Here is a 21081-nt window from a genome sequence, read left to right as displayed (position 1 = left end):
CACGACGAACGAAAACGGCGGCGCCGGTCCCCGCCGAGCCGCCTCGACCGGCAAATCTACGGTCCGAACCGATCAAGCCCGAACCATTTCCCCCGCGCGCCCCCGATCGTGACCGGGGTGAGATCCACCCGGGCCGGCCCGTCCGGCGCGCAGGCCGCCCGGAGGCGTCAGCCGAGCTTCCCGGCCTGCGCCGCCACGACCTCCTTCGGCTGCTCGGCCGTGGTGCTCGGGCTCTCTCCGACGAAGACCGCGAGGGTGTTGGCCCGGCGCACGACGACGAGCTCCAGTGTCATCCGGCCCGGCGCGGCCCCCTCCGTCTCCATCACCAGCAGGTGCGACTGCGATTCGTCCCCCGCCGCGACCTTCGCGCTGCCCTTCACCTGCGTGTACCCGAGGTTCAGCCCGAGCCCCTCGAAGCCCGAGGGTGTGAAGCCCTGCCTGCAGGCGAGGCCCGCGCGTTCGAAGGACCGGAAGGCCTCCCGCGCGCCCTCGCCGTCGTACGAGTACAGGGACACCTCCGTCTGCGTCACGTTCAGGGCCGCCAGCTCCTTCTCCTCCTCCGTGGCGCCCGAGTACGCGGGCCTCGCCTTGCTGAGGGTCGTGGTGACGGCCGTGCCCGTGGGCGTGCCGATCGGCGCCCCCACCATCGCCCGGAGCCCCGGGAGGCACTCGGACACGTCGCTGACGAGCTTCGCCGCGGCCCCCGCCGCCGCTTTGGCGGCGTCGGCAGCCACGGGCGTGACCGTGAGATCGGGCAGGTCCGCCTGCGTGACGAGGAGGGCGGAGAGCTCGGCGTCCGTCTTCCCCTTGGCCGGCGGGGCCGCCGGAGTCGACGCGGCCGCGGACGGCCCGGCCCCGGCCGTGCCACCAGTGTCGGACCCGCCCGCGTCCGGCCCGCAGGCACCTGCGAGCAGGGCCAGGGACGCGGCCGAGGCGGTCAGGACGGTACGACGGAGCAGCGCAGCGCGCACGGTGTTTTCCCCCCACAGGAAATGAGCGTGTGAAAGGCGGCGCGCGCGACACCTGCAGGGTGCCCCCGCGGGCGCCGCGGTGCTCCCCACAGTACGCAGCGGGTGTGACGGCCCCCGCACGTGACCGACCACACCACCCACAACCGCCGCCGAGCCACGACAATGGCCCTGTGATCACTTCGCCGCCACGAAGCACGCCGGACAGCGCGATGGAGCGCCCCGACCGGCCCGAGCGACCCCACCGCCGGGCCGAGGTCTCCCCGTACGTCGACCTCACCCGCGCCGAGTGGAGCGCGCTGCGCGAGCGCACCCCGCTCCCCCTGACGGCCGACGAGGTCGAGCGGCTGCGCGGTCTCGGCGACGTCATCGACCTCGACGAGGTCCGGGACGTCTACCTCCCGCTCTCCCGCCTCCTCAACCTCTACGTCGGCGCCACCAGCAACCTGCGCGGCACCCTCAACACCTTCCTCGGCGACGCCGGCAACGGACACGGCGCCCAGCAGGGCACCCCCTTCGTCATAGGGGTCGCCGGGTCCGTCGCCGTCGGCAAGTCCACCGTGGCCCGACTGCTCCAGGCGCTGCTGGCCCGCTGGCCGGAGCACCCGCGGGTGGAGCTGGTCACCACCGACGGCTTCCTCTACCCGATGAAGGAGCTCCAGCGGCGCGGGCTGACCTCCCGCAAAGGCTTCCCCGAGTCGTACGACCGGCGCGCGCTCACCCGCTTCGTCGCGGACATCAAGGCGGGCAAGGACGAGGTCAGCGCCCCTGTCTACTCGCACCTGATCTACGACATCGTCCCCGGCGAGAAGCTCGTCGTACGCCGCCCGGACATCCTGATCGTCGAGGGGCTCAACGTGCTCCAGCCGGCCCTGCCCGGCAAGGACGGCCGTACGCGCGTCGCGCTCGCCGACTACTTCGACTTCAGCGTGTACGTGGACGCCCGGCCCGAGGACATCGAGCGCTGGTACCTCAACCGGTTCCGGAAGCTGCGCGAGACCGCCTTCCAGAATCCTTTCTCCTACTTCCGCAAGTACACCCAGGTCTCCGAGGAGGAGGCCATGGAGTACGCGCAGACCATGTGGCGCACGATCAACAAGCCCAACCTCCTGGAGAACGTCGCCCCCACGCGCGGCCGCGCGACGCTCGTCGTGCGCAAGGGCCCGGACCACAAGGTGCAGAAGCTCAGCCTGCGCAAGCTCTGATCCCCTCGCGGCCAGGGTGCGGCCCTGCTGCACCTCCGGCTGATCACCCCGGCCGACCGGACCGAAGCCGTGGTCTCGGCCATCGAATCGACGGTCGGCACCACCCATCCGGTCGTACTGCCGCGGGCCGCCCGCGAACCGCGCGGCGACCTCGTGCTGTGTGACGTGGCCCGGGAGGCCGGGGACGAGCTGCTGCACGCGCTCCGGGAGCTGGGCGTCGAGCGGGACGGCCCGATCGCCGTCGAGAACATCGACCTGTCGCCGTCCCGGACGCAGCCCCGGCACGACCCCGGACGCAGCCCGGGCGCGGCCCCGCGCAGCCCGGGCGCGGCCCCCGGAAACGCGCCGGCCCCGTCCTCCCCGGGCAGCGGGGGGGCGGGGCCGTACGCGGTCCGGGGCCGGGGCCCGGTCTCAGCCGAGGGCCGACTTCACGACGTCCGCGAGACGCCCCGCGACCGCGCGGGCCTGCTCGATGTCGGCGGCCTCGACCATCACCCGTACGAGCGGCTCGGTACCGGACGGACGGAGCAGTACCCGGCCGGTGGTGCCCAGCTCGCGCTCGGCATCGGCGACGGCCGCGGCCAGCTCCGCGGAGGTCTTGACCCGGGACTTGTCCACGTCGGGGACGTTGACCAGCACCTGCGGCAGCCGCTGCATGACACCCGCGAGCTCGGCCAGCGAGCGGCCGGTCGCCGCGACGCGCGCCCCCAGCATCAGGCCGGTGAGCGTGCCGTCGCCGGTGGTGGCGTGGTCGAGGATGATCACGTGCCCGGACTGCTCGCCGCCGAGCGCGTAGCCGTGCTCCTTCATCGACTCCAGGACGTACCGGTCGCCGACGCCGGTCTGCACGACCTCGATGCCCTCGCCCTCCATGGCCAGCTTGAAGCCGAGGTTGGACATCACGGTGCCGACGACGGTGTTGCCGCGCAGGGAGCCCGCCTCGCGCATGGCCAGGGCCAGCACAGCCAGGATCTGGTCGCCGTCGACCTCGGCGCCCGAGGCGTCCACCGCGAGGCAGCGGTCCGCGTCGCCGTCGTGCGCGATGCCGAGGTCGGCGCCGTGCTCGACGACGGCCTGCTTGAGGAGACCCAGGTGCGTGGAGCCGCAGCCGTCGTTGATGTTGAGGCCGTCCGGCTCGGCGCCGATGGTGACGACCTCGGCACCCGCCCGGGTGAAGGCCTCGGGCGAGACGCGGGCGGCCGCTCCGTGCGCCTCATCCAAGACGATCTTGAGCCCGTCGAGGCGGTTGGGGAGGACCCCGATGAGGTGGGCGACGTACTTGTCGAAGCCCTCGTCGTAGTCGGAGACGCGGCCGACGCCGGCGCCGGTCGGGCGGTCCCAGGGGGCGCCGGTGCGGTGCTCGTCGTAGACGGCCTCGATGCGGTCCTCGAGCTCGTCGGCGAGCTTGTGGCCGCCCCGGGCGAAGAACTTGATCCCGTTGTCCGGCATCGCATTGTGGCTGGCCGAGAGCATCACGCCGAGGTCGGCGCCCAGCGCACCGGTGAGATACGCCACCGCCGGGGTGGGCAGCACACCGACGCGCAGGACGTCCACCCCCGCGCTCGCGAGGCCCGCGACGACTGCGGCCTCCAGGAATTCGCCGGAGGCACGGGGGTCGCGCCCGACGACCGCGGTCGCCCGGTGGCCCGCGAAGGTGCCCGCCTCCGCGAGTACGTGGGCGGCCGCCACGGAGAGACCGAGCGCGAGCTCAGCCGTCAGATCCGCATTGGCGACGCCGCGTACACCGTCCGTCCCGAAGAGTTGTCCCACCGTTGTCCTCCCGAGTTCACGCTTCGTTTGTGACCGCTTGTGACATGTATTTGCCGCTTGTGGCGGTAAACGAACCGCCCCGGCAGCACGGAGAGTGCTGCCGGGGCGGTTTGTTGCTGAACAGCAGGCGCAGATTAACGCTTGCTGTACTGCGGAGCCTTACGGGCCTTCTTGAGACCGGCCTTCTTGCGCTCGACCGCACGGTCGTCGCGGGAAAGGAAGCCGGCCTTCTTCAGCGCCGGGCGGTTGTTGTCGACGTCGGCCTCGTTCAGGGCACGGGCCACGCCGAGGCGCAGGGCGCCGGCCTGACCGGAGACGCCGCCACCCGCGATGCGGGCGATGATGTCGTAGCGACCGTCGAGCTCGAGGAGCTTGAACGGCTCGTTGACTTCCTGCTGGTGCACCTTGTTGGGGAAGTAGTCCTCAAGGGTGCGACCGTTGATCTTCCACTTGCCGGTACCCGGAACGATCCGGACGCGGGCGATGGCGTTCTTGCGACGGCCCAGGCCGGCGGCCGGCTGCGGGTCGCCGAAGCGGCCGGCAAGGGACTCGGAGGTGTAGTCGCCCTCGACGACGACCTCAGACTCGGTGGTGTACTCCTCGACGCCCTCGAACTCTTCGACGGGGGTCTCGGCGGTGGTCTCGGCCACGATGCTCCTCAGAATTTTCTACGTCTTAGGGGGTGGCCGGAACTACTGCGCGACCTGGGTGATCTCGAACGGCACCGGCTGCTGGGCAGCGTGGGGGTGCTGGTCGCCCGAGTAGACCTTCAGCTTCGAGAGCATCTGACGGCCCAGGGTGTTCTTGGGGAGCATGCCCTTGACGGCCTTCTCGACGGCCTTCTCCGGGTTGTTCGCCAGGAGGTCGTCGTAGCGCACGGAGCGGAGACCGCCCGGGAAGCCGGAGTGGCGGTACGCCATCTTCTGGGACGCCTTGTTGCCCGACAGGTGCACCTTGTCGGCGTTGATGATGACGACGAAGTCACCCATGTCCATGTGGGGCGCATAGGTCGGCTTGTGCTTGCCCCGCAGGAGGGCAGCGGCCTGGGTCGCCAGACGGCCGAGGACTACGTCCTGGGCGTCGATGACGAGCCACTGGCGCGAGATGTCGCCGGGCTTGGGGCTGAACGTACGCACGCGTATGCCTTCGCTTCTTCAGTGGTGGTATCCCAGGGGCGCAAGCCCCACGGGAAGGTCCTGACAGGGTCACCACGGACGATCACGACAGCCCTCGTTCACATCGGGGACGCAACCCGTGTGAACCGCTGGTCATCGGTCCGGTGGACCGGCGTAAGGCCCTTTCACGTGAGAATGAGAAAGCCAATACGCATAACAAACCAGCAGGATACCCAAGCAGACCCGTACGGGTCAAAACGCGGTCCGCGATGCCGATTCTGCTGGCGTCGCGGCGCACTCCGGTTCGGTCCTGGGTGGGGACCCCGCAGTTGTTACGGGCTCCAGAATAACCCGACCGGAGCGCAGTGCACGACGCGCCAGCATGATCGCCAGTCCGCACAGGGTGGCGCAGTCCTTGAAGGCGCGCCGCTTGTGGGCCAGCTCGGAGGGCCACGGCACCAGCGCCACCTGGGGCGTCAGGGCCAGCCAGAACCAGGGCGAGCGGGGCATCGAGCCCGGCCGCACCGCCGAGGCCAGCAGCAGCGGAAGCACCACCAGCAGGTAGTGGTCGAAGGACGGCCGCGAGACCAGGAATGCGGCGAGCATCACCATGCAGGCGGTCTCCGCGAGCCGCAGCTCTCCCCCGTCCCCGTCCCCCGGGCCGTCCGTACGCCGCCACCGCCGCCACGCCGCGACCAGTCCGCCCAGCGCCCCCGCCCCCGCGAGCAGCACCGCGACGGGCTCCGGCACCCCCAGCCGCGGCAGCACCGCGATCGGCGAGGCGTCCCAGGGCAGCGCGTACGCGTCCTGCCCCTGGAGCAGGAACGGCAGCGTCTTGGTGACGAACAGCGTCGGGCTCGGCATCATCAGCGCCCCGAGCAGGGAGAGGCCGAGCGGCACCAGCACGGCCACGGCCAGTCCGCGCCACCGCCGGGCCAGTACGAAGAGCAGCCCGATCGGCACCAGCATGGGCTTGCAGGCGATGGCCAGCCCCACCACCAGCCCCGCCGCGACCCAGGACCGCCGGTGCGCGAACAGCAGCGCCACGGGCAGCGCGGCCGCCGAGATGGCGGTCCAGTTGCCGATCAGCACGAGGTTCACGTACGGCTTGTAGGCCAGGGCCAGCGCGGCGAACCCGCCGACCGCGAACCGGGAGCGCGCCGGCACCGAGAACAGCCGCAGCGCGGCCCACCAGCCGACGGCCAGCAGGGCGGACATCGCCAGGGGGAGCACCCAGCGCAGCACCGGCTGCGGCAGCAGCGCCTCGGGCACGGCCATGATCACGGCGCTCGGCAGGTAGAGGAACCGCTTGTCCTCGTACGGGGACCCGCCCTCCAGCAGCGTCTGTGCGGCCTTGACCACGAAGGCGTTGTCCGAGCCCCAGTTCTCCCGCAGGCTGGTGGAGACCGCGATGCCGAGCACCACGGCCAGCGCCACCGCGTGCCAGGGCCCGGACGCGGGCCGCAGCAGCCAGTCCACCGGCCGGTGCCCGGCCGAGGGACCCCGTACGGTGTCCCGTCCCCTGAGCCAGTCACCAGGCCGCAGCCGCACAACGCCTCCCGATCACCGCTCGGGGGCACTCCCCCCAGCGCTTCCGCTCGACCCTACGACCGAGGGCCGAAGCCCGCTCAGCGCTTCCGCTCGACCCTGCGTTCGTCCCACACGGGTTCCTGAGTCTCTCGTACGACACCGTCCGAGCCGAAGACCAGGAAACGGTCAAATGTCCGCGCGAACCACCGGTCGTGCGTGACGCACAGCACAGTGCCCTCGTACGACTCCAGGCCCTCCTGGAGCGCCTCCGCGGACTCCAGGTCCAGGTTGTCCGTCGGCTCGTCCAGCAGCAGCGCCGTGGTGCCGGCCAGCTCCAGCAGCAGGATCTGGAACCGCGCCTGCTGGCCGCCCGACAGCTTCTCGAACGGCTGGTCGCCCTGGCGCTCCAGCTCGTAGCGGCGCAGCACGGACATCGCCGCGCCCCGGTCCTTTGCGCACTCGGACCACAGGATGTCGACGAGGGTCCGCCCGAACAGTTCCGGGTGGGCGTGGGTCTGCGCGAAGTGGCCGGGGACCACGCGCGCGCCCAGCTTCCAGGTGCCCGTGTGCTTGACGTCCTCACCGGCCAGCAGCCGCAGGAAGTGCGACTTCCCGGAGCCGTTGGAACCGAGGACGCCGACCCGCTCCCCGTAGAAGACCTCCAGGGAGAACGGCTTCATCAGGCCGGTCAGCTCCAGGTTCTCCACGGTCAGCGCCCGCACGCCGGTCCGCCCGCCCTTGAGCCGCATCCGGATCTCCTGCTCGCGCGGCGGCTCCGGCGGCGGGCCGGCCTCCTCGAACTTCCTCAGCCGGGTCTGCGCGGCCGCGTACCGGGAGGCCATCTCGTGGCTGACCGCGGCCGCCTGCCGCAGCGTGACGACCAGCTTCTTCAGCTGGGCGTGCTTCTCCTCCCAGCGCTTCTTCAGCTCCTCGAAGCGGGCGAAGCGCTCGCGCCGGGCCTCGTGGAAGGTGTCGAAGCCACCGCCGTGCACCCAGACGTCGGAGCCGTCCGGGCCGGGTTCCACCGCCACGATCTTCTGCGCGGCCCGCGACAGCAGCTCCCGGTCGTGGCTGATGAACAACACCGTCTTGCGGGTTGCCCGCAGCTGCTCCTCCAGCCACCGCTTGCCGGGGACGTCCAGGTAGTTGTCGGGCTCGTCGAGCAGCAGCACCTCGTCCGGCCCGCGCAGCAGCGCCTCCAGGACGAGCCGCTTCTGCTCACCGCCGGAGAGCGTGCGCACCTCGCGGAACTGCGCCTTGTCGTACGGGATGGCCAGCGCGGCCATGGTGCAGACGTCCCACAGGGTCTCCGCCTCGTACCCCTGGACGTCCGCCCAGTCGCTGAGCGCCTGCGCGTACGCCATCTGCGCGGCCTCGTCGTCCACCGTCATGATCAGGTGCTCGGCGTGGTCGACGGCCTTGGCGGCCTCCCGGATCCGCGGCTGGGCCACGGACACCAGCAGGTCCCGGACCGTGGTCTCGTCCCGTACGGAGCCCACGAACTGCGACATCACGCCGAGGCCGCCGCTGACGGCGACCGAGCCGCCGTGCGGCTGGAGCTCGCCGGAGATCAGCTTCAGCAACGTGGTCTTGCCGGCCCCGTTCGCCCCGACCAGGGCGACGACCGACCCCTCCCCCACGCGGAAGGAGACGTCGGGGAGCAGGACCCGCCCGTCGGGAAGGTAGTACTCCAGGTGGCTGGCTTCGAGATGTCCCATGCCGGGCATTGTCCAGGCCCGGCGCCCGTCGGCCCAAACGGATTAGCGCGCGGTCAGCAGCAGCCCTTGCCGGGCAGGGTGCGCATGTTCCGCGCCTCCTTGCTGCGGGCGGCCAGCAGCTCGTCCGCCGGGTAGCCGACCTCCTCCAGGGTGAGCCCGTGCGGCTTCACGACGTGCACCGAGGAGTCCCGTACGGCGGCCCGCAGGACCTTCCCCGGCCAGTCGGTGGGCCGGTGGCCGTCGCCGACGTGGAGCAGGGCGCCGACCAACGACCGGACCATGTTGTGGCAGAAGGCGTCGGCCCGGACGGTGGCGGTCACGATCCCGTCCTCGGCGCGCTCCCAGCTGAGCTGCTGGAGGGTGCGGATGGTCGTGGCGCCCTCGCGCTTCTTGCAGTACGCGGCGAAGTCGTGCTCGCCGAGCAGCGGGGCGGCGGCCTCGTTCATGGCGTCCACGTCCAGCGGCCACTGGTGCCACAGCACGTGCCCGCGGCGCAGCGGGTCGACGCCGCCCTGGTGGTCGCCGACGCGGTAGGCGTAGCGGCGCCAGACGGCGGAGAAGCGGGCGTTGAAACCCTCCGGGGCCTCGGCGGCCCTCCACACGCGGACGTCGTGCGGGAGGCGCCCGGCGAGGCGGCGCAGCAGCTTGTCGTGGTGCTCGGCCCACACCTCCTCGGCGATGTCGAACTGGGCGACCTGCCCGCGGGCGTGCACGCCCGCGTCGGTCCGCCCTGCGACGGTCAGCTCGACCGGGTACGGCAGGCGCATCACGGTCTGCAGGGCGGACTCCAGCTCGCCCTGCACGGTCCGCAGCGTCCGCTGCTTCGCCCAGCCGGAGAAGTCCTTGCCGTCGTACGACAGGTCCAGCCGTACCCGGACGTGCCCGGGCTCCACCTCGTCACTCACGTGACAGATCCTCTCAGCTGCGTCTTTTGAACGAATGCAGAACGGGCCCGCCCCGGGAAGGGGCGGGCCCGTTCAGAGCCGATCAAGCAAGCTCGATCCCGGAGCGGGATCAGGCCTCCTTGGTCTCCTCGGCGGCGGGAGCCTCGGCCACGGCCTCGGCGTCCTTGGCGGCGCGCTTGGTGGCGGCCTCGGCCTCACCAGTGGCCTGCTGGGCGACCGTGAGGGCCTCGACCAGCTCGATCACGGCCATCGGGGCGTTGTCGCCACGACGGTTGCCGATCTTGGTGATGCGCGTGTAACCACCGGGGCGGTTCTCGTAGCGCGGGGCGATCTCGGTGAACAGCGTGTGCACGATGCTCTTGTCCGTGATCGTCTGCAGCACCAGGCGACGGTTGTGGATGTCGCCCTTCTTGGCCTTGGTGACCAGACGCTCGGCGTAGGGACGCAGGCGGCGGGCCTTGGCCTCGGTGGTGGTGATGCGGCCGTGCTCGAAGAGCGCCTTCGCGAGGTTCGCGAGAAGGTGCTTCTCGTGCGCGGCGGAGCCGCCCAGACGGGCACCCTTTGCGGGACGCGGCATGGTGTTACTCCTTCATATCTGCACCGGCCGTGTCAGGTACCGGTGTCAGTTCCCCCGGGGCGGCCGCCCCGGGAAAGTCTCTTCTCAGTACTGCTCGGTCTCGACGAAACCGGCGTCCGCGTCGTCGTCGGCGCCGAAGGCGTCGGCGGCGGCGGTCGGGTCGAATCCGGGCGGGCTGTCCTTGAGGGCCAGGCCCATGCCGGCCAGCTTCGCCTTGACCTCGTCGATCGACTTCGCACCGAAGTTGCGGATGTCGAGCAGGTCGGCCTCGGAGCGGGCGACGAGCTCACCCACGGAGTGGATGCCCTCGCGCTTGAGGCAGTTGTACGACCGGACGGTGAGCTCGAGCTCCTCGATCGGCAGCGCCAGGTCGGCGGCCAGGGCGGCGTCCGTCGGGGACGGGCCCATGTCGATGCCCTCGGCGTCGATGTTGAGCTCGCGCGCCAGACCGAACAGCTCGACCAGGGTCTTGCCGGCGGACGCCATGGCGTCGCGCGGGCGCATGGCCTGCTTGGTCTCGACGTCGACGATCAGCTTGTCGAAGTCGGTGCGCTGCTCGACTCGGGTCGCCTCGACCTTGTAGGTGACCTTGAGGACCGGGCTGTAGATGGAGTCGACCGGGATGCGGCCGATCTCCTGGCCCAGCTGCTTGTTCTGGACGGCGGAGACGTAGCCGCGACCGCGCTCGACGGTCAGCTCCATCTCCAGCTTGCCCTTGCCGTTGAGCGTGGCGAGGACCAGGTCCGGGTTGTGCACCTCGACACCGGCCGGGGGCGCGATGTCGGCAGCGGTGACCAGGCCGGGACCCTGCTTGCGCAGGTACATCACGACCGGCTCGTCGTGCTCCGAGGAGACGACCAGCTGCTTGATGTTGAGGATGATGTCGGTGACGTCTTCCTTGACACCGGGCACGGTGGTGAACTCGTGCAGGACGCCGTCCACGCGGATGCTGGTGACAGCGGCACCCGGGATCGAGGACAGGAGCGTGCGGCGCAGCGAGTTGCCGAGGGTGTAGCCGAAGCCCGGCTCCAGCGGCTCGATCACGAACCGCGAGCGGTACTCGTCGACGACCTCTTCGGTCAGCGAAGGACGCTGAGCGATAAGCATGTGTGTTCCTTCAGTCGTGGACGCCCACTATTTGACGCCCGACGGGAAAAGCCAGGTACTGCAAGGGTACGGGCGGCACGTCCCCCCGAAGGGGTTCGTACCGCCCGGACACTCAAAGACGCACAGGTGCGTCCGCTGCGTCAGACGCGGCGGCGCTTCGGCGGGCGGCAGCCGTTGTGCGGGGTGGGGGTGACGTCCTGGATCGAGCCGACCTCGAGGCCGGTGGCCTGGAGGGAGCGGATCGCGGTCTCGCGGCCGGAGCCCGGACCCTTGACGAAGACGTCAACCTTGCGCATGCCGTGCTCCTGCGCGCGGCGGGCGGCCGACTCGGCGGCCATCTGCGCGGCGAAGGGGGTGGACTTGCGCGAGCCCTTGAAGCCGACGTGGCCGGCGGAGGCCCAGGAGATCACGTTGCCCGAGGGGTCGGTGATCGAAACGATGGTGTTGTTGAACGTGCTCTTGATGTGGGCGTGCCCGTGAGCGACGTTCTTCTTTTCCTTGCGGCGCACCTTCTTGGCAGCGCCCTGACGACCCTTGGGGGGCATCTAAATCTCCTACGGGAGGTGGTCGGTCCTACAGCGCAAGACCGCTGAACAGGACTACTTCTTGCCCGGCTTCTTCTTACCGGCGATCGCGCGACGCGGGCCCTTGCGGGTACGCGCGTTCGTGCTGGTGCGCTGACCGTGCACCGGCAGGCCACGACGGTGGCGGATGCCCTGGTAGCACTGGATCTCGATCTTGCGGCGGATGTCGCCCTGGATCTCGCGGCGGAGGTCACCCTCGGTACGGAGGTTGGCGTCCACGTACTCGCGGATCTTGACGAGGTCCTCTTCGGCCAGGTCACGAACGCGGGTGTTCGGGTTCACGCCGGTGGAGGCGAGGATCTCCTTGGACCGGGTGCGCCCGATACCGAAGACGTAGGTGAGTGCGATCTCCACACGCTTTTCGCGCGGGATGTCAACACCGGAAACGCGTGCCATTCAATGGCTCCTGTGTGTTCGGGGGTCTTCCGCAGAACCACTCCCGACCGCCGACCGCCCGAGATGGGAGGTGGTACGTCCGGGTCCCCGGCCCCCGCCGGAGGTGCCGCCGGCCCCGTGGGGCTGGGCGGGTTCTGCGTATGTACGTTTTCTTACGTCGCGCGAAGAACTGCGGAAGGCAGGTCGGTCGGCGTGCGTCAGCCCTGGCGCTGCTTGTGGCGCAGGTTGTCGCAGATGACCATGACCCGACCGTGACGGCGGATCACCTTGCACTTGTCGCAGATCTTCTTGACGCTCGGCTTGACCTTCATGTTGGTGAGGTTCTCCGGGTCAGTGCCACCACCCGCACCGGGACGTCCGCCCAGGCAGGAGTGAGGACAAGATCTACTTGTATCGGTAGACGATCCGGCCACGCGTCAGGTCGTACGGAGACAGCTCCACAACGACCCGGTCATCCGGGAGGATGCGGATGTAGTGCATACGCATCTTGCCGCTGATGTGCGCGAGGACCTTGTGACCGTTCTGCAGTTCCACCTTGAACATCGCGTTCGGGAGGGACTCGATCACGGTGCCCTCGATCTCGATGGCACCTTGCTTCTTGGCCACGCTTCGCCCTTCGAATCGGCTACCTTGATCAGCTCCCTGCTTCGCATGAGGACATGCGGGTGCAAAGGAGCCGACGAGTCAGTCTACGTCAGGGCACCCAGAAAGACGAATCCGGAAAGTTTGCCCATCACCCTAGATCATTAACCGGTGTCGTCCGTCGACCCGGCCCCGGCACACCCGCCAGGTCAGCCCAGCGGGTCCGGGGCCGTCGTCACGCCGTATTCCGCCAGCTTCGCCTTGCCGCAGTCCGGACTGGTCAGGACGATCGGGCCGGCCTCCGTCAGGGCGATCGAGTGCTCCCAGTGCGAGGACCACGTGCCGTCCGTCGTGATGACCGTCCAGTCGTCCGCCAGGACCTCCGTCTGGGGGGTGCCCAGGGAGACCATCGGCTCGATCGCCAGGCAGACGCCCGGAACCAGCTTGATGCCCTTGCCCCGCTTGCGCGAGACGTAGTTCAGCAGGTGCGGGTCCATGTGCATCTCGGAACCGATGCCGTGGCCGCCGTAGTCCTCGATGATCCCGTACTTGCCCGTCGCGGGCCGCGGCTGGCGGCGGATGTAGCCCTCGATCGCCTTGGAGATGTCCACGAGGCGGTTGCCGAGCTTCATGGCGGCGATGCCGGCCCACATCGACTCCTCGGTCACCCGGGAGAGCTCCAGGAGCTCCGGAGCGTGTCCGGTGCCCACGAACGCCGTGTAGGCGGCGTCGCCGTGCCAGCCGTCGACGATCGCACCGGCGTCGATCGAGATGATGTCGCCGTCCTTGAGCACCGTCTTGTCGTCCGGGATGCCGTGGACGACGACCTCGTTCACCGAGGTGCAGATCGTCGCGGGGAAGCCGCCGTAGCCGAGGAAGTTCGACTTCGCCCCGGCATCCGCGATGACCTTGCGGGCCACCATGTCCAGATCCCGCGTCGTGGCGCCCGGCACGGCCGCCTCACGGGTCGCCGCGTGGATCGCGGCGACGACCAGCCCTGCCTCGCGCATCTTCGCGATCTGCTCGGGGGTCTTGATCTGGACCATGGGAAGTGCCTTCCACCTTCGGATCTGCGTAATCAGGTCGTCTCAACAGTACGGCCGCGGGGTCCTGGGGACACCGCGGCCGTACTGCTCGAACAGGGGTACTACTTCTTGAGGGCGTCCATCGCGCGCTGCGTGACGTCCGCGACCTCACCGAGGGCCGGGATCGTCACCAGCAGGCCCTGGGCCTTGTAGTAGTCGATGATCGGCTCGGTCTGCGTGTGGTAGACCTCGAGCCGGTTGCGGACGGTCGCCTCGGAGTCGTCGTCACGCTGGTACAGCTCGCCGCCGCAGGTGTCGCAGACGCCCTCGGTCTTCGGGGCGGCGTACACGACGTGGAAGACGTGCGCGGAGTCGTTGCGGCAGATCCGGCGGCCGGCGATGCGCTTGACCACCTCGTCCTCCTCGACCTCCAGGTCGAGGACGGCGTCGAGCTTCATGCCCGCGGTCTGCAGCATCACGTCCAGCGCCTCGGCCTGCGAGACGTTGCGCGGGAAGCCGTCCAGCAGGAAGCCGTTCACGGCGTCCGGCTGCTCCATCCGGTCCTTGGCCATGCCGATGGTGATCTCGTCGGGGACGAGGTCACCGGCGTCCATGAACGCCTTCGCGCGCTGACCCAGCTCGGTGTTCTGGCTGATGTTGGCCCGGAAGAGGTCGCCCGTGGAGATGTGCGGGATCGACAGGTTCTTCGCAAGGAACGCGGCCTGCGTTCCCTTGCCCGCACCGGGCGGTCCGACGAGGACGATTCGCATCAGCGGAGGAACCCTTCGTAATTGCGCTGCTGGAGCTGGCTCTCGATCTGCTTCACGGTTTCCAGACCCACACCCACGATGATGAGGATGCTCGTCCCGCCGAACGGGAAGTTCTGGTTCGCTCCGAAGCCGGCCAACGCCATCGTCGGCACAAGAGCGATGAGACCCAGGTACAGCGACCCCGGCCAGGTGATCCGGTTGAGCACGTAGCTCAGGTACTCGGCGGTGGGTCGACCGGCACGGATACCCGGGATGAACCCACCATACTTCTTCATGTTGTCTGCAACTTCCTCGGGGTTGAAAGAAATCGCCACGTAGAAGAACGCGAAGAAGACGATCAGGAGGAAGTAGGCGGCGATGTAGTACGGGTGGTCGCCCTTGACGAAGTGCTTCTGGATCCAGGTGGCCCAGCCCGCGGTCGAGCCGCTGAACTGCACGATCAGTGCGGGGATGTACAGCAGCGACGAGGCGAAGATGACCGGGATGACACCGGCCTGGTTCACCTTGAGCGGGATGTACGTCGAGGTGCCCCCGTACGCACGGCGGCCGATCATGCGCTTCGCGTACTGGACCGGAATCCGCCGCTGCGCCTGCTCGACGAAGACCACCAGGGCGACCATCGCCAGGCCGACGAGGATCACCACGCCGAACTCGACCCAGCCGTCGGCGATCTTGCCCTGGAGCTTGATCTGCCACAGCGCGCCGATGAAGCCGGCGGCGATCGAGATGAACATCAGGATCGACATGCCGTTGCCGATGCCGCGGTCGGTCACGAGCTCACCGAGCCACATGACGACGCAGGTACCCGCGGTCATGGTGACGACCATGACGATGGTGGTGAAGATCGACCGGTTCGGGACGATCTGGCTGGCGACCTGGCAGCCCTGGAACAGGGCACCAGTGCGGGCAGTGGCGACGAGGCCGGTGCCCTGCAGGATCGCGAGTGCGACCGTCAGATAGCGCGTGTACTGCGTGATCTTCGCGGTGCCGGACTGACCCTCTTTCTTGAGGTTCTCCAGCTTCGGAATGACCACGGTCAGCAGCTGCAGGATGATGCTCGCCGTGATGTACGGCATGATGCCGAGCGCGAAGATCGTGATCTGCAGCAGCGCACCGCCGCTGAACATGTTGACGAGACCGAAGAGGCTGTTGCTGCTCCCGGCCTGGTCGACACAGATCTGAACGTTCTTGTAGCTCACGCCGGGTACCGGGATGTGGGACCCGAGCCGGAACAGCACGATGATGCCGAGCGTGAAGAGCAGCTTCTTGCGCAGGTCGGGCGTCTTGAACGCCCGGGCGAACGCGGTGAGCACGGTGCCTCCTGCGACCCCCGCGCTACTGCGTCAGAGGTGACGGTCTGAGGGATCGACGAATACGTACAAGCAAAGGTGCAGGCCACCTTACCGGCGACTGCGCCCCCCGTGGAACGACCAACCGGGGATGCCCCATATGTGAGGCATCCCCGGTCGGGTTTTACTCGCTATTTGTCACAAAGTTCGTCTTAGACGAGCTCGGTGACGGTGCCGCCGGCAGCGGCGATCTTCTCCTTGGCGGAGGCGGAGACGGCGTCAACCGAAACCGTCAGCGCCACGGAGATCTCGCCCTGGCCCAGGACCTTGACGAGGCTGTTCTTGCGCACCGCGCCCTTGGCGACCAGGTCGGCCACCGTGACCTCTCCACCCTCGGGGTAGAGAGCGCCGAGCTTGTCCAGGTTGACAACCTGGAACTCGGTGCGGAACGGGTTCTTGAAGCCCTTGAGCTTCGGCAGGCGCATGTGGAGGGGCATCTGCCCACCCTCGAAGCGCTGCGGGATCTGGTAACGGGCCTTCTGGCCCTTCGTACCACGACCGGCCGTCTTACCCTTCGACGCCTCACCACGACCGACACGGGTCTTCGCGGTCTTGGCGCCGGGGGCGGGACGGAGGTTGTGGGCCTTCAGCGGGCTGTTCTCAGCCATGATTAGTCAACCTCCTCAACCGTCACGAGGTGGCGGACGGTGTGCACCATTCCGCGGAACTCGGGGCGGTCCTCCTTGACGACCACGTCGTTCAGGCGCTTGAGCCCGAGCGAACGCAGAGTGTCGCGGTGGTTCTGCTTGCTGCCGATGTACGACTTCGTCTGCGTGATCTTGAGGCGAGCCATTACGCACCCGCCCCAGCACGCGCACGAAGCAGAGCCGCGGGGGCGACGTCCTCGAGGGGCAGACCGCGGCGGGCCGCGATCTCCTCGGGACGCTGCAGGCCCTTGAGGGCCTCCACGGTCGCGTGCACGATGTTGATCGCGTTGTCGGAGCCGAGCGACTTCGACAGGATGTCGTGAACGCCGGCGCACTCCAGAACGGCGCGCACCGGGCCACCGGCGATAACACCGGTACCGGGGGAAGCAGGCTTCAGCAGGACAACGCCGGCCGCCTTCTCGCCCTGGATCGGGTGCGGGATGGTGCCCTGGATGCGCGGAACCTTGAAGAAGTTCTTCTTGGCTTCCTCGACACCCTTGGCAATGGCCGCGGGAACTTCCTTGGCCTTGCCGTAACCGACACCTACGGTGCCGTCACCGTCGCCCACCACGACCAGCGCGGTGAAGCTGAAGCGGCGACCACCCTTGACAACCTTGGCGACGCGGTTGATCGCGACAACGCGCTCAACGTAAGCGGTCTTCTCGGCGGCAGGGCCACCGTCGCGACCCTTCCGGTCCCGCCGCTCGCCGCCACCGGCACCGCTTCCGCGGCGCTGGGGTCCAGCCATTGGATTACCTCTCTCTGTTACGTCCGTGAGTCCCGGAACCGGGGCTTAGAACTTCAGCCCGGCTTCGCGGGCGGCGTCAGCCAGAGCGGCAATGCGCCCGGCGTATCGGTTGCCACCGCGGTCGAACACGACGGTCTCGACACCCGCGGCCTTGGCACGCTCGGCGACGAGCGCGCCGACAGCCTGGGCCTGCGAGCTCTTGTCGCCTTCGCCACCGCGGATCGAAGCGTCCAGGGTCGACGCGGACGCCAGGGTGTGTCCCTGGAGGTCGTCGATGACCTGAGCAACGATGTTGCGGTTGGAACGCGTCACGACGAGGCGCGGACGCTCCGCCGTACCCGAGACGTTCTTGCGGATGCGGATGTGGCGGCGAGCCTTGGCAGCGCGCTTGTACGCGTCGCCCTTGGCGATCTTCACACCGTATGCCATGGCTACTTACCAGCCTTTCCGACCTTGCGGCGGATGACCTCGCCGGCGTACTTGACACCCTTGGCCTTGTACGGGTCGGGCTTCCGCAGCTTGCGGATGTTGGCGGCGACCTCGCCGACCTTCTGCTTGTCGATGCCCTCGACCGAGAACTTGGTGGGCGACTCGACCTTGAACGAGATGCCCTCGGGCGCCTCGATCAGGATCGGGTGGCTGTAACCAAGCTGGAACTCCAGAGCGGAGCCCTTCGCGGCGACGCGGTAACCGACACCGCTGATCTCGAGAGCCTTGACGTACCCCGTGGTCACACCGGTGATCATGTTCGCCACCAGCGTGCGGGACAGGCCGTGCAGGGCCTTGTTCTGACGCTCGTCGTTGGGGCGGGTGACGTTCAGAACGCCGTCCTCACCCTTGACGATCTCGATCGGCGCGGCGACGGTGTGCGAGAGGAGACCCTTGGGGCCCTTCACCGCGACCGTGCGGCCATCGATGGTGACGTCCACACCGGCGGGAACCTGGATGGGGAGCTTGCCGATTCGCGACATTGCTTTTCCTCCGTTCCCGACTACCAGACGTAGGCGAGGACTTCCCCACCTACGCCCTTCTTGCCTGCCTGCTGGCCGGTGAGGAGACCGTGGGACGTGGAGATGATCGCCACGCCCAGGCCGCCGAGCACCTTCGGCAGGTTGGTGGACTTTGCGTACACGCGCAGACCGGGCTTCGAGATCCGCTTGATGCCCGCGATGGAGCGCTCACGGTTCGGCCCGAACTTCAGCTCGAGGACGAGGTTCTTGCCGACCTCGGCGTCCTCGACCTTCCAGCCGGTGATGAAACCCTCCTGCTTGAGGATCTCCGCGATGTGCGACTTGATCTTGCTGTGCGGCATCACGACAGTGTCGTGGTACGCCGAGTTAGCGTTACGCAGACGGGTCAGCATGTCTGCGATCGGGTCAGTCATGGTCATGAAGTGGCCTTCGGCCTCTCTCGCCGGGGTTTCCTGTATGCGCCATCCCTCTCCCCACTCAGTGGCGGGACGGGTGCGGTGCGGGGACCTACGGCGTAGTAAGTCGTTATGGACGGCGGACGCCCAACCCCACAAGCCTACGGCATGCGGAGCAGGGCACCCACCGACCAGATGCTTACCGAGAGTCTCTGGAACTTCCCAAGTCCTTGCGGACGAGGGCGAATTACCAGGAGCTCTTGGTCACGCCCGGCAGCTCGCCACGGTGAGCCATCTCACGAAGGCAGACGCGGCACAGGCCGAACTTGCGGTACACGGAGTGGGGACGACCGCAGCGCTGGCAGCGGGTGTACGCACGCACACCGAACTTGGGCTTGCGGGCAGCCTTCGCGATGAGAGCCTTCTTCGCCATCTCGCTTACGCCTCCTTGAAGGGGAAGCCGAGGTGACGAAGGAGCGCGCGGCCCTCAGCGTCGTTGGTCGCCGTGGTGACCACGGTGATGTCCATACCCCGGGTACGGTCGATCTTGTCCTGGTCGATCTCGTGGAACATGACCTGCTCCGTGAGACCGAAGGTGTAGTTGCCACGGCCGTCGAACTGCTTCGGCGACAGACCACGGAAGTCACGGATACGCGGCAGCGCGAGCGACAGCGTACGGTCCAGGAACTCCCACATGCGGTCACCACGGAGGGTGACGTGGCAGCCGATCGGCTGACCCTCACGCAGCTTGAACTGCGCGATGGACTTGCGGGCCTTCGTGACGGCCGGCTTCTGACCGGTGATCGTCGTCAGGTCGCGGATGGCGCCGTCGATCAGCTTGGAGTCGCGGGCGGCGTCGCCCACACCCATGTTGACCACGATCTTCACGAGACCGGGGATCTGCATGACGTTCTCGTACGAGAACTCCTCACGCAGCTTGCCCGCGATGTCCTCGCGGTACTTCGTCTTGAGACGCGGAGTGGTAGCCATCAGATGTCCTCACCCGTCCGCTTGGCAACGCGGATCTTGTTGCCCTCGTCGTCGAAGCGGAAACCGACGCGGGTAACGACCTTCTGGCCGTCCTTCTCCACAACCAGCTGAACGTTGCTGACGTGGATCGGAGCCTCGGTGATCACGATGCCACCGGCCTGCGAGCCACCAGCGGTCTGACCGGCCTTGGTGTGCTTCTTGACCCGGTTGACACCCTCGACGAGGACACGGTTCTCAGCGGGGATGGCCTGGATGACCTTGCCCTGCTTGCCCTTGTCCTTACCGGTGATGACCTGAACCAGGTCGCCCTTCTTGATCTTCATGCTTACAGCACCTCCGGCGCGAGCGAGATGATCTTCATGAACTTCTTCTCGCGCAGCTCACGGCCCACGGGGCCGAAGATACGGGTGCCGCGAGGGTCGCCGTCGTTCTTGAGAATGACAGCGGCGTTCTCGTCGAAGCGGATGTACGAGCCGTCCTGGCGGCGGCGCTCCTTGACGGTGCGAACGATGACCGCCTTGACGACGTCACCCTTCTTCACGTTGCCACCGGGGATCGCATCCTTGACGGTGGCGACGATGACGTCACCGATGCCCGCGTAGCGGCGACCGGAGCCACCGAGAACACGGATGCAAAGGATCTCCTTGGCACCAGTGTTGTCGGCGACACGCAGTCGCGACTCCTGCTGGATCACGTCTATCTCCTGATTTGTCTGCCGGTTCCCGGCGGGGGCCTCTCACTCCGGAGAGCGGCGGCCCCCACCGAGCCTGGCGGAACGAACCTAAGGGAAACCCCTCAGGTAATTACTTGGCCTTCTCGAGGATCTCGACGATGCGCCAGCGCTTGCTCGCCGACAGCGGACGCGTCTCCATGATGAGGACGCGGTCGCCGACGCCGGCAGCGTTCTGCTCGTCGTGAGCCTTGAGCTTGTTCGTACGGCGGATGACCTTGCCGTACAGCGCGTGCTTCACGCGGTCCTCGACAGCGACGACGACGGTCTTGTCCATCTTGTCGCTGACGACGAGACCCTCACGGGTCTTGCGGAAACCGCGCTCGTTCGTCTCAGTCACGTTGTTCTCGCTCATCAGGCGTTCTCCACCGTCTCGATACCGAGCTCACGCTCGTGCATCAGGGTGTAGATGCGAGCGATGTCCTTACGGACGGACTTGAGCCGGCCGTTGTTCTCCAGCTGACCCGTGGCCGCCTGGAAGCGGAGCTTGAACAGCTCCTCCTTGGCCTCGCGCAGCTTGCCAACGAGCTCCTCGTTGCCGAGCTCACGCAGCTCGGACGCCTTGGTTCCCGTCGCCATCACGACTCACCTGCCTCGCGCCGAACAATCCGGCACTTCATCGGAAGCTTGTGAGCAGCGCGGGTGAGCGCCTCACGAGCAATCTTCTCGTTCGGGTAGGACAGCTCGAACATGACCCGGCCCGGGTGCACGTTCGCGATCCACCACTCGGGAGAACCCTTACCGGAACCCATGCGGGTTTCGGCCGGCTTCTTCGTCAGCGGACGGTCCGGGTAGATGTTGATCCAGACCTTGCCGCCACGCTTGATGTGGCGGGTCATCGCGATACGAGCCGCCTCGATCTGGCGGTTCGTCACGTAGGCGGGGGTGAGCGCCTGGATGCCGTACTCGCCGAACGAGACCTCAGTACCGCCCTTGGCCATACCGCGGCGCTTCGGGTGGTGCTGCTTGCGGTGCTTGACCCTACGAGGGATCAGCATG

Annotated in this window: 30 protein-coding genes and 1 pseudogene; 2 read left to right on the top strand and 29 right to left on the bottom strand. The window is 68.1% G+C overall.

What is annotated here, in order from left to right; translation table 11 throughout:
* Window positions 1–167: 167 nt before the first annotated feature.
* Window positions 168–971, bottom strand: coding sequence for a hypothetical protein (locus tag ACIPK4_RS16580; protein WP_402313255.1), 804 nt, complete (start codon window positions 969–971; stop codon window positions 168–170).
* Window positions 972–1180: 209 nt separating this feature from the next.
* On the opposite strand from ACIPK4_RS16580, the gene coaA reads away from it, so the two are divergent.
* On the top strand, window positions 1181–2173 hold the full coding sequence (coaA, locus tag ACIPK4_RS16575; protein WP_376198830.1) for a type I pantothenate kinase: 993 nt from the start codon (window positions 1181–1183) through the stop codon (window positions 2171–2173).
* Window positions 2174–2197: 24 nt separating this feature from the next.
* A pseudogene (locus ACIPK4_RS16570) lies at window positions 2198–2482 on the top strand (hypothetical protein); the annotation flags it as partial.
* 102 nt (window positions 2483–2584) lie between these two features.
* Here ACIPK4_RS16570 and glmM read toward each other — a convergent pair.
* The 28 genes from glmM to rplP form a co-directional block, all read right to left on the bottom strand.
* The gene (gene glmM / locus ACIPK4_RS16565) at window positions 2585–3943 is read right to left on the bottom strand and encodes a phosphoglucosamine mutase (RefSeq protein WP_054222523.1); all 1359 of its coding nucleotides are present in this window, start codon (window positions 3941–3943) and stop codon (window positions 2585–2587) included.
* A 134-nt stretch (window positions 3944–4077) separates the two neighbouring features.
* Window positions 4078–4593: a 30S ribosomal protein S9 gene (gene rpsI, locus ACIPK4_RS16560; RefSeq protein ID WP_030154718.1), complete on the bottom strand. Its 516-nt coding sequence runs from the start codon at window positions 4591–4593 to the stop codon at window positions 4078–4080.
* A 42-nt stretch (window positions 4594–4635) separates the two neighbouring features.
* Entirely contained in the window at window positions 4636–5079 is a 444-nt protein-coding gene (gene rplM, locus ACIPK4_RS16555; RefSeq protein ID WP_030154717.1) for a 50S ribosomal protein L13, read from the bottom strand.
* A gap of 231 nt (window positions 5080–5310) precedes the next feature.
* Window positions 5311–6609 carry a glycosyltransferase family 87 protein gene (locus ACIPK4_RS16550; protein WP_402313252.1) on the bottom strand — a complete coding sequence of 433 codons (1299 nt, stop codon included), beginning with the start codon at window positions 6607–6609 and terminating at the stop codon, window positions 5311–5313.
* Window positions 6610–6686: 77 nt separating this feature from the next.
* A complete protein-coding gene (locus tag ACIPK4_RS16545; RefSeq protein ID WP_376205199.1) occupies window positions 6687–8315 on the bottom strand; it encodes an ABC-F family ATP-binding cassette domain-containing protein in 1629 nt (542 codons plus the stop codon).
* A 44-nt stretch (window positions 8316–8359) separates the two neighbouring features.
* On the bottom strand, window positions 8360–9211 hold the full coding sequence (gene truA, locus ACIPK4_RS16540; RefSeq protein ID WP_054222525.1) for a tRNA pseudouridine(38-40) synthase TruA: 852 nt from the start codon (window positions 9209–9211) through the stop codon (window positions 8360–8362).
* 109 nt (window positions 9212–9320) lie between these two features.
* Window positions 9321–9788: a 50S ribosomal protein L17 gene (gene rplQ / locus ACIPK4_RS16535; protein WP_030298228.1), complete on the bottom strand. Its 468-nt coding sequence runs from the start codon at window positions 9786–9788 to the stop codon at window positions 9321–9323.
* Window positions 9789–9872: 84 nt separating this feature from the next.
* Window positions 9873–10895, bottom strand: coding sequence for a DNA-directed RNA polymerase subunit alpha (locus ACIPK4_RS16530; protein WP_007265920.1), 1023 nt, complete (start codon window positions 10893–10895; stop codon window positions 9873–9875).
* 140 nt (window positions 10896–11035) lie between these two features.
* Window positions 11036–11440 carry a 30S ribosomal protein S11 gene (gene rpsK / locus ACIPK4_RS16525; protein WP_003956432.1) on the bottom strand — a complete coding sequence of 135 codons (405 nt, stop codon included), beginning with the start codon at window positions 11438–11440 and terminating at the stop codon, window positions 11036–11038.
* 54 nt (window positions 11441–11494) lie between these two features.
* Window positions 11495–11875, bottom strand: a complete 381-nt coding sequence (gene rpsM / locus ACIPK4_RS16520) for a 30S ribosomal protein S13 (RefSeq protein WP_007265919.1) — start codon at window positions 11873–11875, stop codon at window positions 11495–11497.
* Between the two features lie 197 nt (window positions 11876–12072).
* A complete protein-coding gene (gene rpmJ, locus ACIPK4_RS16515; RefSeq protein ID WP_003956441.1) occupies window positions 12073–12186 on the bottom strand; it encodes a 50S ribosomal protein L36 in 114 nt (37 codons plus the stop codon).
* Window positions 12187–12259: 73 nt separating this feature from the next.
* The gene (gene infA, locus ACIPK4_RS16510; protein WP_003956442.1) at window positions 12260–12481 is read right to left on the bottom strand and encodes a translation initiation factor IF-1; all 222 of its coding nucleotides are present in this window, start codon (window positions 12479–12481) and stop codon (window positions 12260–12262) included.
* Window positions 12482–12666: 185 nt separating this feature from the next.
* On the bottom strand, window positions 12667–13503 hold the full coding sequence (map, locus tag ACIPK4_RS16505; RefSeq protein ID WP_054222526.1) for a type I methionyl aminopeptidase: 837 nt from the start codon (window positions 13501–13503) through the stop codon (window positions 12667–12669).
* A 101-nt stretch (window positions 13504–13604) separates the two neighbouring features.
* Window positions 13605–14252, bottom strand: a complete 648-nt coding sequence (locus tag ACIPK4_RS16500) for an adenylate kinase (RefSeq protein WP_402313248.1) — start codon at window positions 14250–14252, stop codon at window positions 13605–13607.
* Window positions 14252–15565, bottom strand: coding sequence for a preprotein translocase subunit SecY (gene secY, locus ACIPK4_RS16495; RefSeq protein WP_030298219.1), 1314 nt, complete (start codon window positions 15563–15565; stop codon window positions 14252–14254). Before secY ends, ACIPK4_RS16500 begins: the two co-directional genes overlap by 1 nt.
* A gap of 188 nt (window positions 15566–15753) precedes the next feature.
* The gene (gene rplO, locus ACIPK4_RS16490) at window positions 15754–16209 is read right to left on the bottom strand and encodes a 50S ribosomal protein L15 (protein ID WP_030154704.1); all 456 of its coding nucleotides are present in this window, start codon (window positions 16207–16209) and stop codon (window positions 15754–15756) included.
* 2 nt (window positions 16210–16211) lie between these two features.
* A complete protein-coding gene (rpmD, locus tag ACIPK4_RS16485; protein ID WP_005313525.1) occupies window positions 16212–16394 on the bottom strand; it encodes a 50S ribosomal protein L30 in 183 nt (60 codons plus the stop codon).
* Entirely contained in the window at window positions 16394–16996 is a 603-nt protein-coding gene (gene rpsE / locus ACIPK4_RS16480; RefSeq protein WP_030008472.1) for a 30S ribosomal protein S5, read from the bottom strand. The genes rpmD and rpsE overlap by 1 nt, the downstream gene beginning before the upstream one ends.
* 45 nt (window positions 16997–17041) lie before the next feature.
* A complete protein-coding gene (gene rplR, locus ACIPK4_RS16475; RefSeq protein WP_030008471.1) occupies window positions 17042–17425 on the bottom strand; it encodes a 50S ribosomal protein L18 in 384 nt (127 codons plus the stop codon).
* 2 nt (window positions 17426–17427) lie between these two features.
* Entirely contained in the window at window positions 17428–17967 is a 540-nt protein-coding gene (gene rplF / locus ACIPK4_RS16470) for a 50S ribosomal protein L6 (protein WP_030154703.1), read from the bottom strand.
* A 20-nt stretch (window positions 17968–17987) separates the two neighbouring features.
* The gene (gene rpsH, locus ACIPK4_RS16465; protein WP_007265911.1) at window positions 17988–18386 is read right to left on the bottom strand and encodes a 30S ribosomal protein S8; all 399 of its coding nucleotides are present in this window, start codon (window positions 18384–18386) and stop codon (window positions 17988–17990) included.
* A 223-nt stretch (window positions 18387–18609) separates the two neighbouring features.
* On the bottom strand, window positions 18610–18795 hold the full coding sequence (locus ACIPK4_RS16460) for a type Z 30S ribosomal protein S14 (protein ID WP_003956452.1): 186 nt from the start codon (window positions 18793–18795) through the stop codon (window positions 18610–18612).
* Window positions 18796–18800: 5 nt separating this feature from the next.
* The gene (gene rplE, locus ACIPK4_RS16455) at window positions 18801–19352 is read right to left on the bottom strand and encodes a 50S ribosomal protein L5 (protein WP_030154702.1); all 552 of its coding nucleotides are present in this window, start codon (window positions 19350–19352) and stop codon (window positions 18801–18803) included.
* Window positions 19352–19675, bottom strand: a complete 324-nt coding sequence (gene rplX, locus ACIPK4_RS16450) for a 50S ribosomal protein L24 (RefSeq protein ID WP_054222530.1) — start codon at window positions 19673–19675, stop codon at window positions 19352–19354. Before rplX ends, rplE begins: the two co-directional genes overlap by 1 nt.
* Window positions 19676–19677: 2 nt before the next feature.
* Window positions 19678–20046: a 50S ribosomal protein L14 gene (gene rplN, locus ACIPK4_RS16445; RefSeq protein WP_003956455.1), complete on the bottom strand. Its 369-nt coding sequence runs from the start codon at window positions 20044–20046 to the stop codon at window positions 19678–19680.
* A 109-nt stretch (window positions 20047–20155) separates the two neighbouring features.
* The gene (rpsQ, locus tag ACIPK4_RS16440) at window positions 20156–20437 is read right to left on the bottom strand and encodes a 30S ribosomal protein S17 (protein ID WP_054222531.1); all 282 of its coding nucleotides are present in this window, start codon (window positions 20435–20437) and stop codon (window positions 20156–20158) included.
* A complete protein-coding gene (gene rpmC / locus ACIPK4_RS16435; protein ID WP_054222532.1) occupies window positions 20437–20661 on the bottom strand; it encodes a 50S ribosomal protein L29 in 225 nt (74 codons plus the stop codon). Before rpmC ends, rpsQ begins: the two co-directional genes overlap by 1 nt.
* The gene (gene rplP, locus ACIPK4_RS16430; protein ID WP_030026326.1) at window positions 20661–21080 is read right to left on the bottom strand and encodes a 50S ribosomal protein L16; all 420 of its coding nucleotides are present in this window, start codon (window positions 21078–21080) and stop codon (window positions 20661–20663) included. Before rplP ends, rpmC begins: the two co-directional genes overlap by 1 nt.
* Window position 21081: the final 1 nt, after the last annotated feature.

Origin of the sequence: Streptomyces sp. NPDC086989 (assembly GCF_044745505.1) — a bacterium.
GTDB lineage: Bacteria > Actinomycetota > Actinomycetes > Streptomycetales > Streptomycetaceae > Streptomyces.
Note: the sequence above shows the minus strand (reverse complement) of the source record. Positions and strands in the feature narration are given on the sequence as shown.

Coding starts and splice junctions, on each gene's coding strand:
- coaA (WP_376198830.1), top strand. CDS start 1,181: ATGGAGCGCCCCGACCGGCCCGAGCGACCCCACCGCCGGGCCGAGGTC.
- ACIPK4_RS16545 (WP_376205199.1), bottom strand. CDS start 8,315: ATGCCCGGCATGGGACATCTCGAAGCCAGCCACCTGGAGTACTACCTT.
- rplQ (WP_030298228.1), bottom strand. CDS start 9,788: ATGCCGCGTCCCGCAAAGGGTGCCCGTCTGGGCGGCTCCGCCGCGCAC.
- ACIPK4_RS16530 (WP_007265920.1), bottom strand. CDS start 10,895: ATGCTTATCGCTCAGCGTCCTTCGCTGACCGAAGAGGTCGTCGACGAG.
- rpsK (WP_003956432.1), bottom strand. CDS start 11,440: ATGCCCCCCAAGGGTCGTCAGGGCGCTGCCAAGAAGGTGCGCCGCAAG.
- rpsM (WP_007265919.1), bottom strand. CDS start 11,875: ATGGCACGCGTTTCCGGTGTTGACATCCCGCGCGAAAAGCGTGTGGAG.
- rpmJ (WP_003956441.1), bottom strand. CDS start 12,186: ATGAAGGTCAAGCCGAGCGTCAAGAAGATCTGCGACAAGTGCAAGGTG.
- map (WP_054222526.1), bottom strand. CDS start 13,503: ATGGTCCAGATCAAGACCCCCGAGCAGATCGCGAAGATGCGCGAGGCA.
- ACIPK4_RS16500 (WP_402313248.1), bottom strand. CDS start 14,252: ATGCGAATCGTCCTCGTCGGACCGCCCGGTGCGGGCAAGGGAACGCAG.
- rplO (WP_030154704.1), bottom strand. CDS start 16,209: ATGGCTGAGAACAGCCCGCTGAAGGCCCACAACCTCCGTCCCGCCCCC.
- rpmD (WP_005313525.1), bottom strand. CDS start 16,394: ATGGCTCGCCTCAAGATCACGCAGACGAAGTCGTACATCGGCAGCAAG.
- rpsE (WP_030008472.1), bottom strand. CDS start 16,996: ATGGCTGGACCCCAGCGCCGCGGAAGCGGTGCCGGTGGCGGCGAGCGG.
- rplR (WP_030008471.1), bottom strand. CDS start 17,425: ATGGCATACGGTGTGAAGATCGCCAAGGGCGACGCGTACAAGCGCGCT.
- rplF (WP_030154703.1), bottom strand. CDS start 17,967: ATGTCGCGAATCGGCAAGCTCCCCATCCAGGTTCCCGCCGGTGTGGAC.
- rpsH (WP_007265911.1), bottom strand. CDS start 18,386: ATGACCATGACTGACCCGATCGCAGACATGCTGACCCGTCTGCGTAAC.
- ACIPK4_RS16460 (WP_003956452.1), bottom strand. CDS start 18,795: ATGGCGAAGAAGGCTCTCATCGCGAAGGCTGCCCGCAAGCCCAAGTTC.
- rplE (WP_030154702.1), bottom strand. CDS start 19,352: ATGGCTACCACTCCGCGTCTCAAGACGAAGTACCGCGAGGACATCGCG.
- rplX (WP_054222530.1), bottom strand. CDS start 19,675: ATGAAGATCAAGAAGGGCGACCTGGTTCAGGTCATCACCGGTAAGGAC.
- rpsQ (WP_054222531.1), bottom strand. CDS start 20,437: ATGAGCGAGAACAACGTGACTGAGACGAACGAGCGCGGTTTCCGCAAG.
- rpmC (WP_054222532.1), bottom strand. CDS start 20,661: ATGGCGACGGGAACCAAGGCGTCCGAGCTGCGTGAGCTCGGCAACGAG.
- rplP (WP_030026326.1), bottom strand. CDS start 21,080: ATGCTGATCCCTCGTAGGGTCAAGCACCGCAAGCAGCACCACCCGAAG.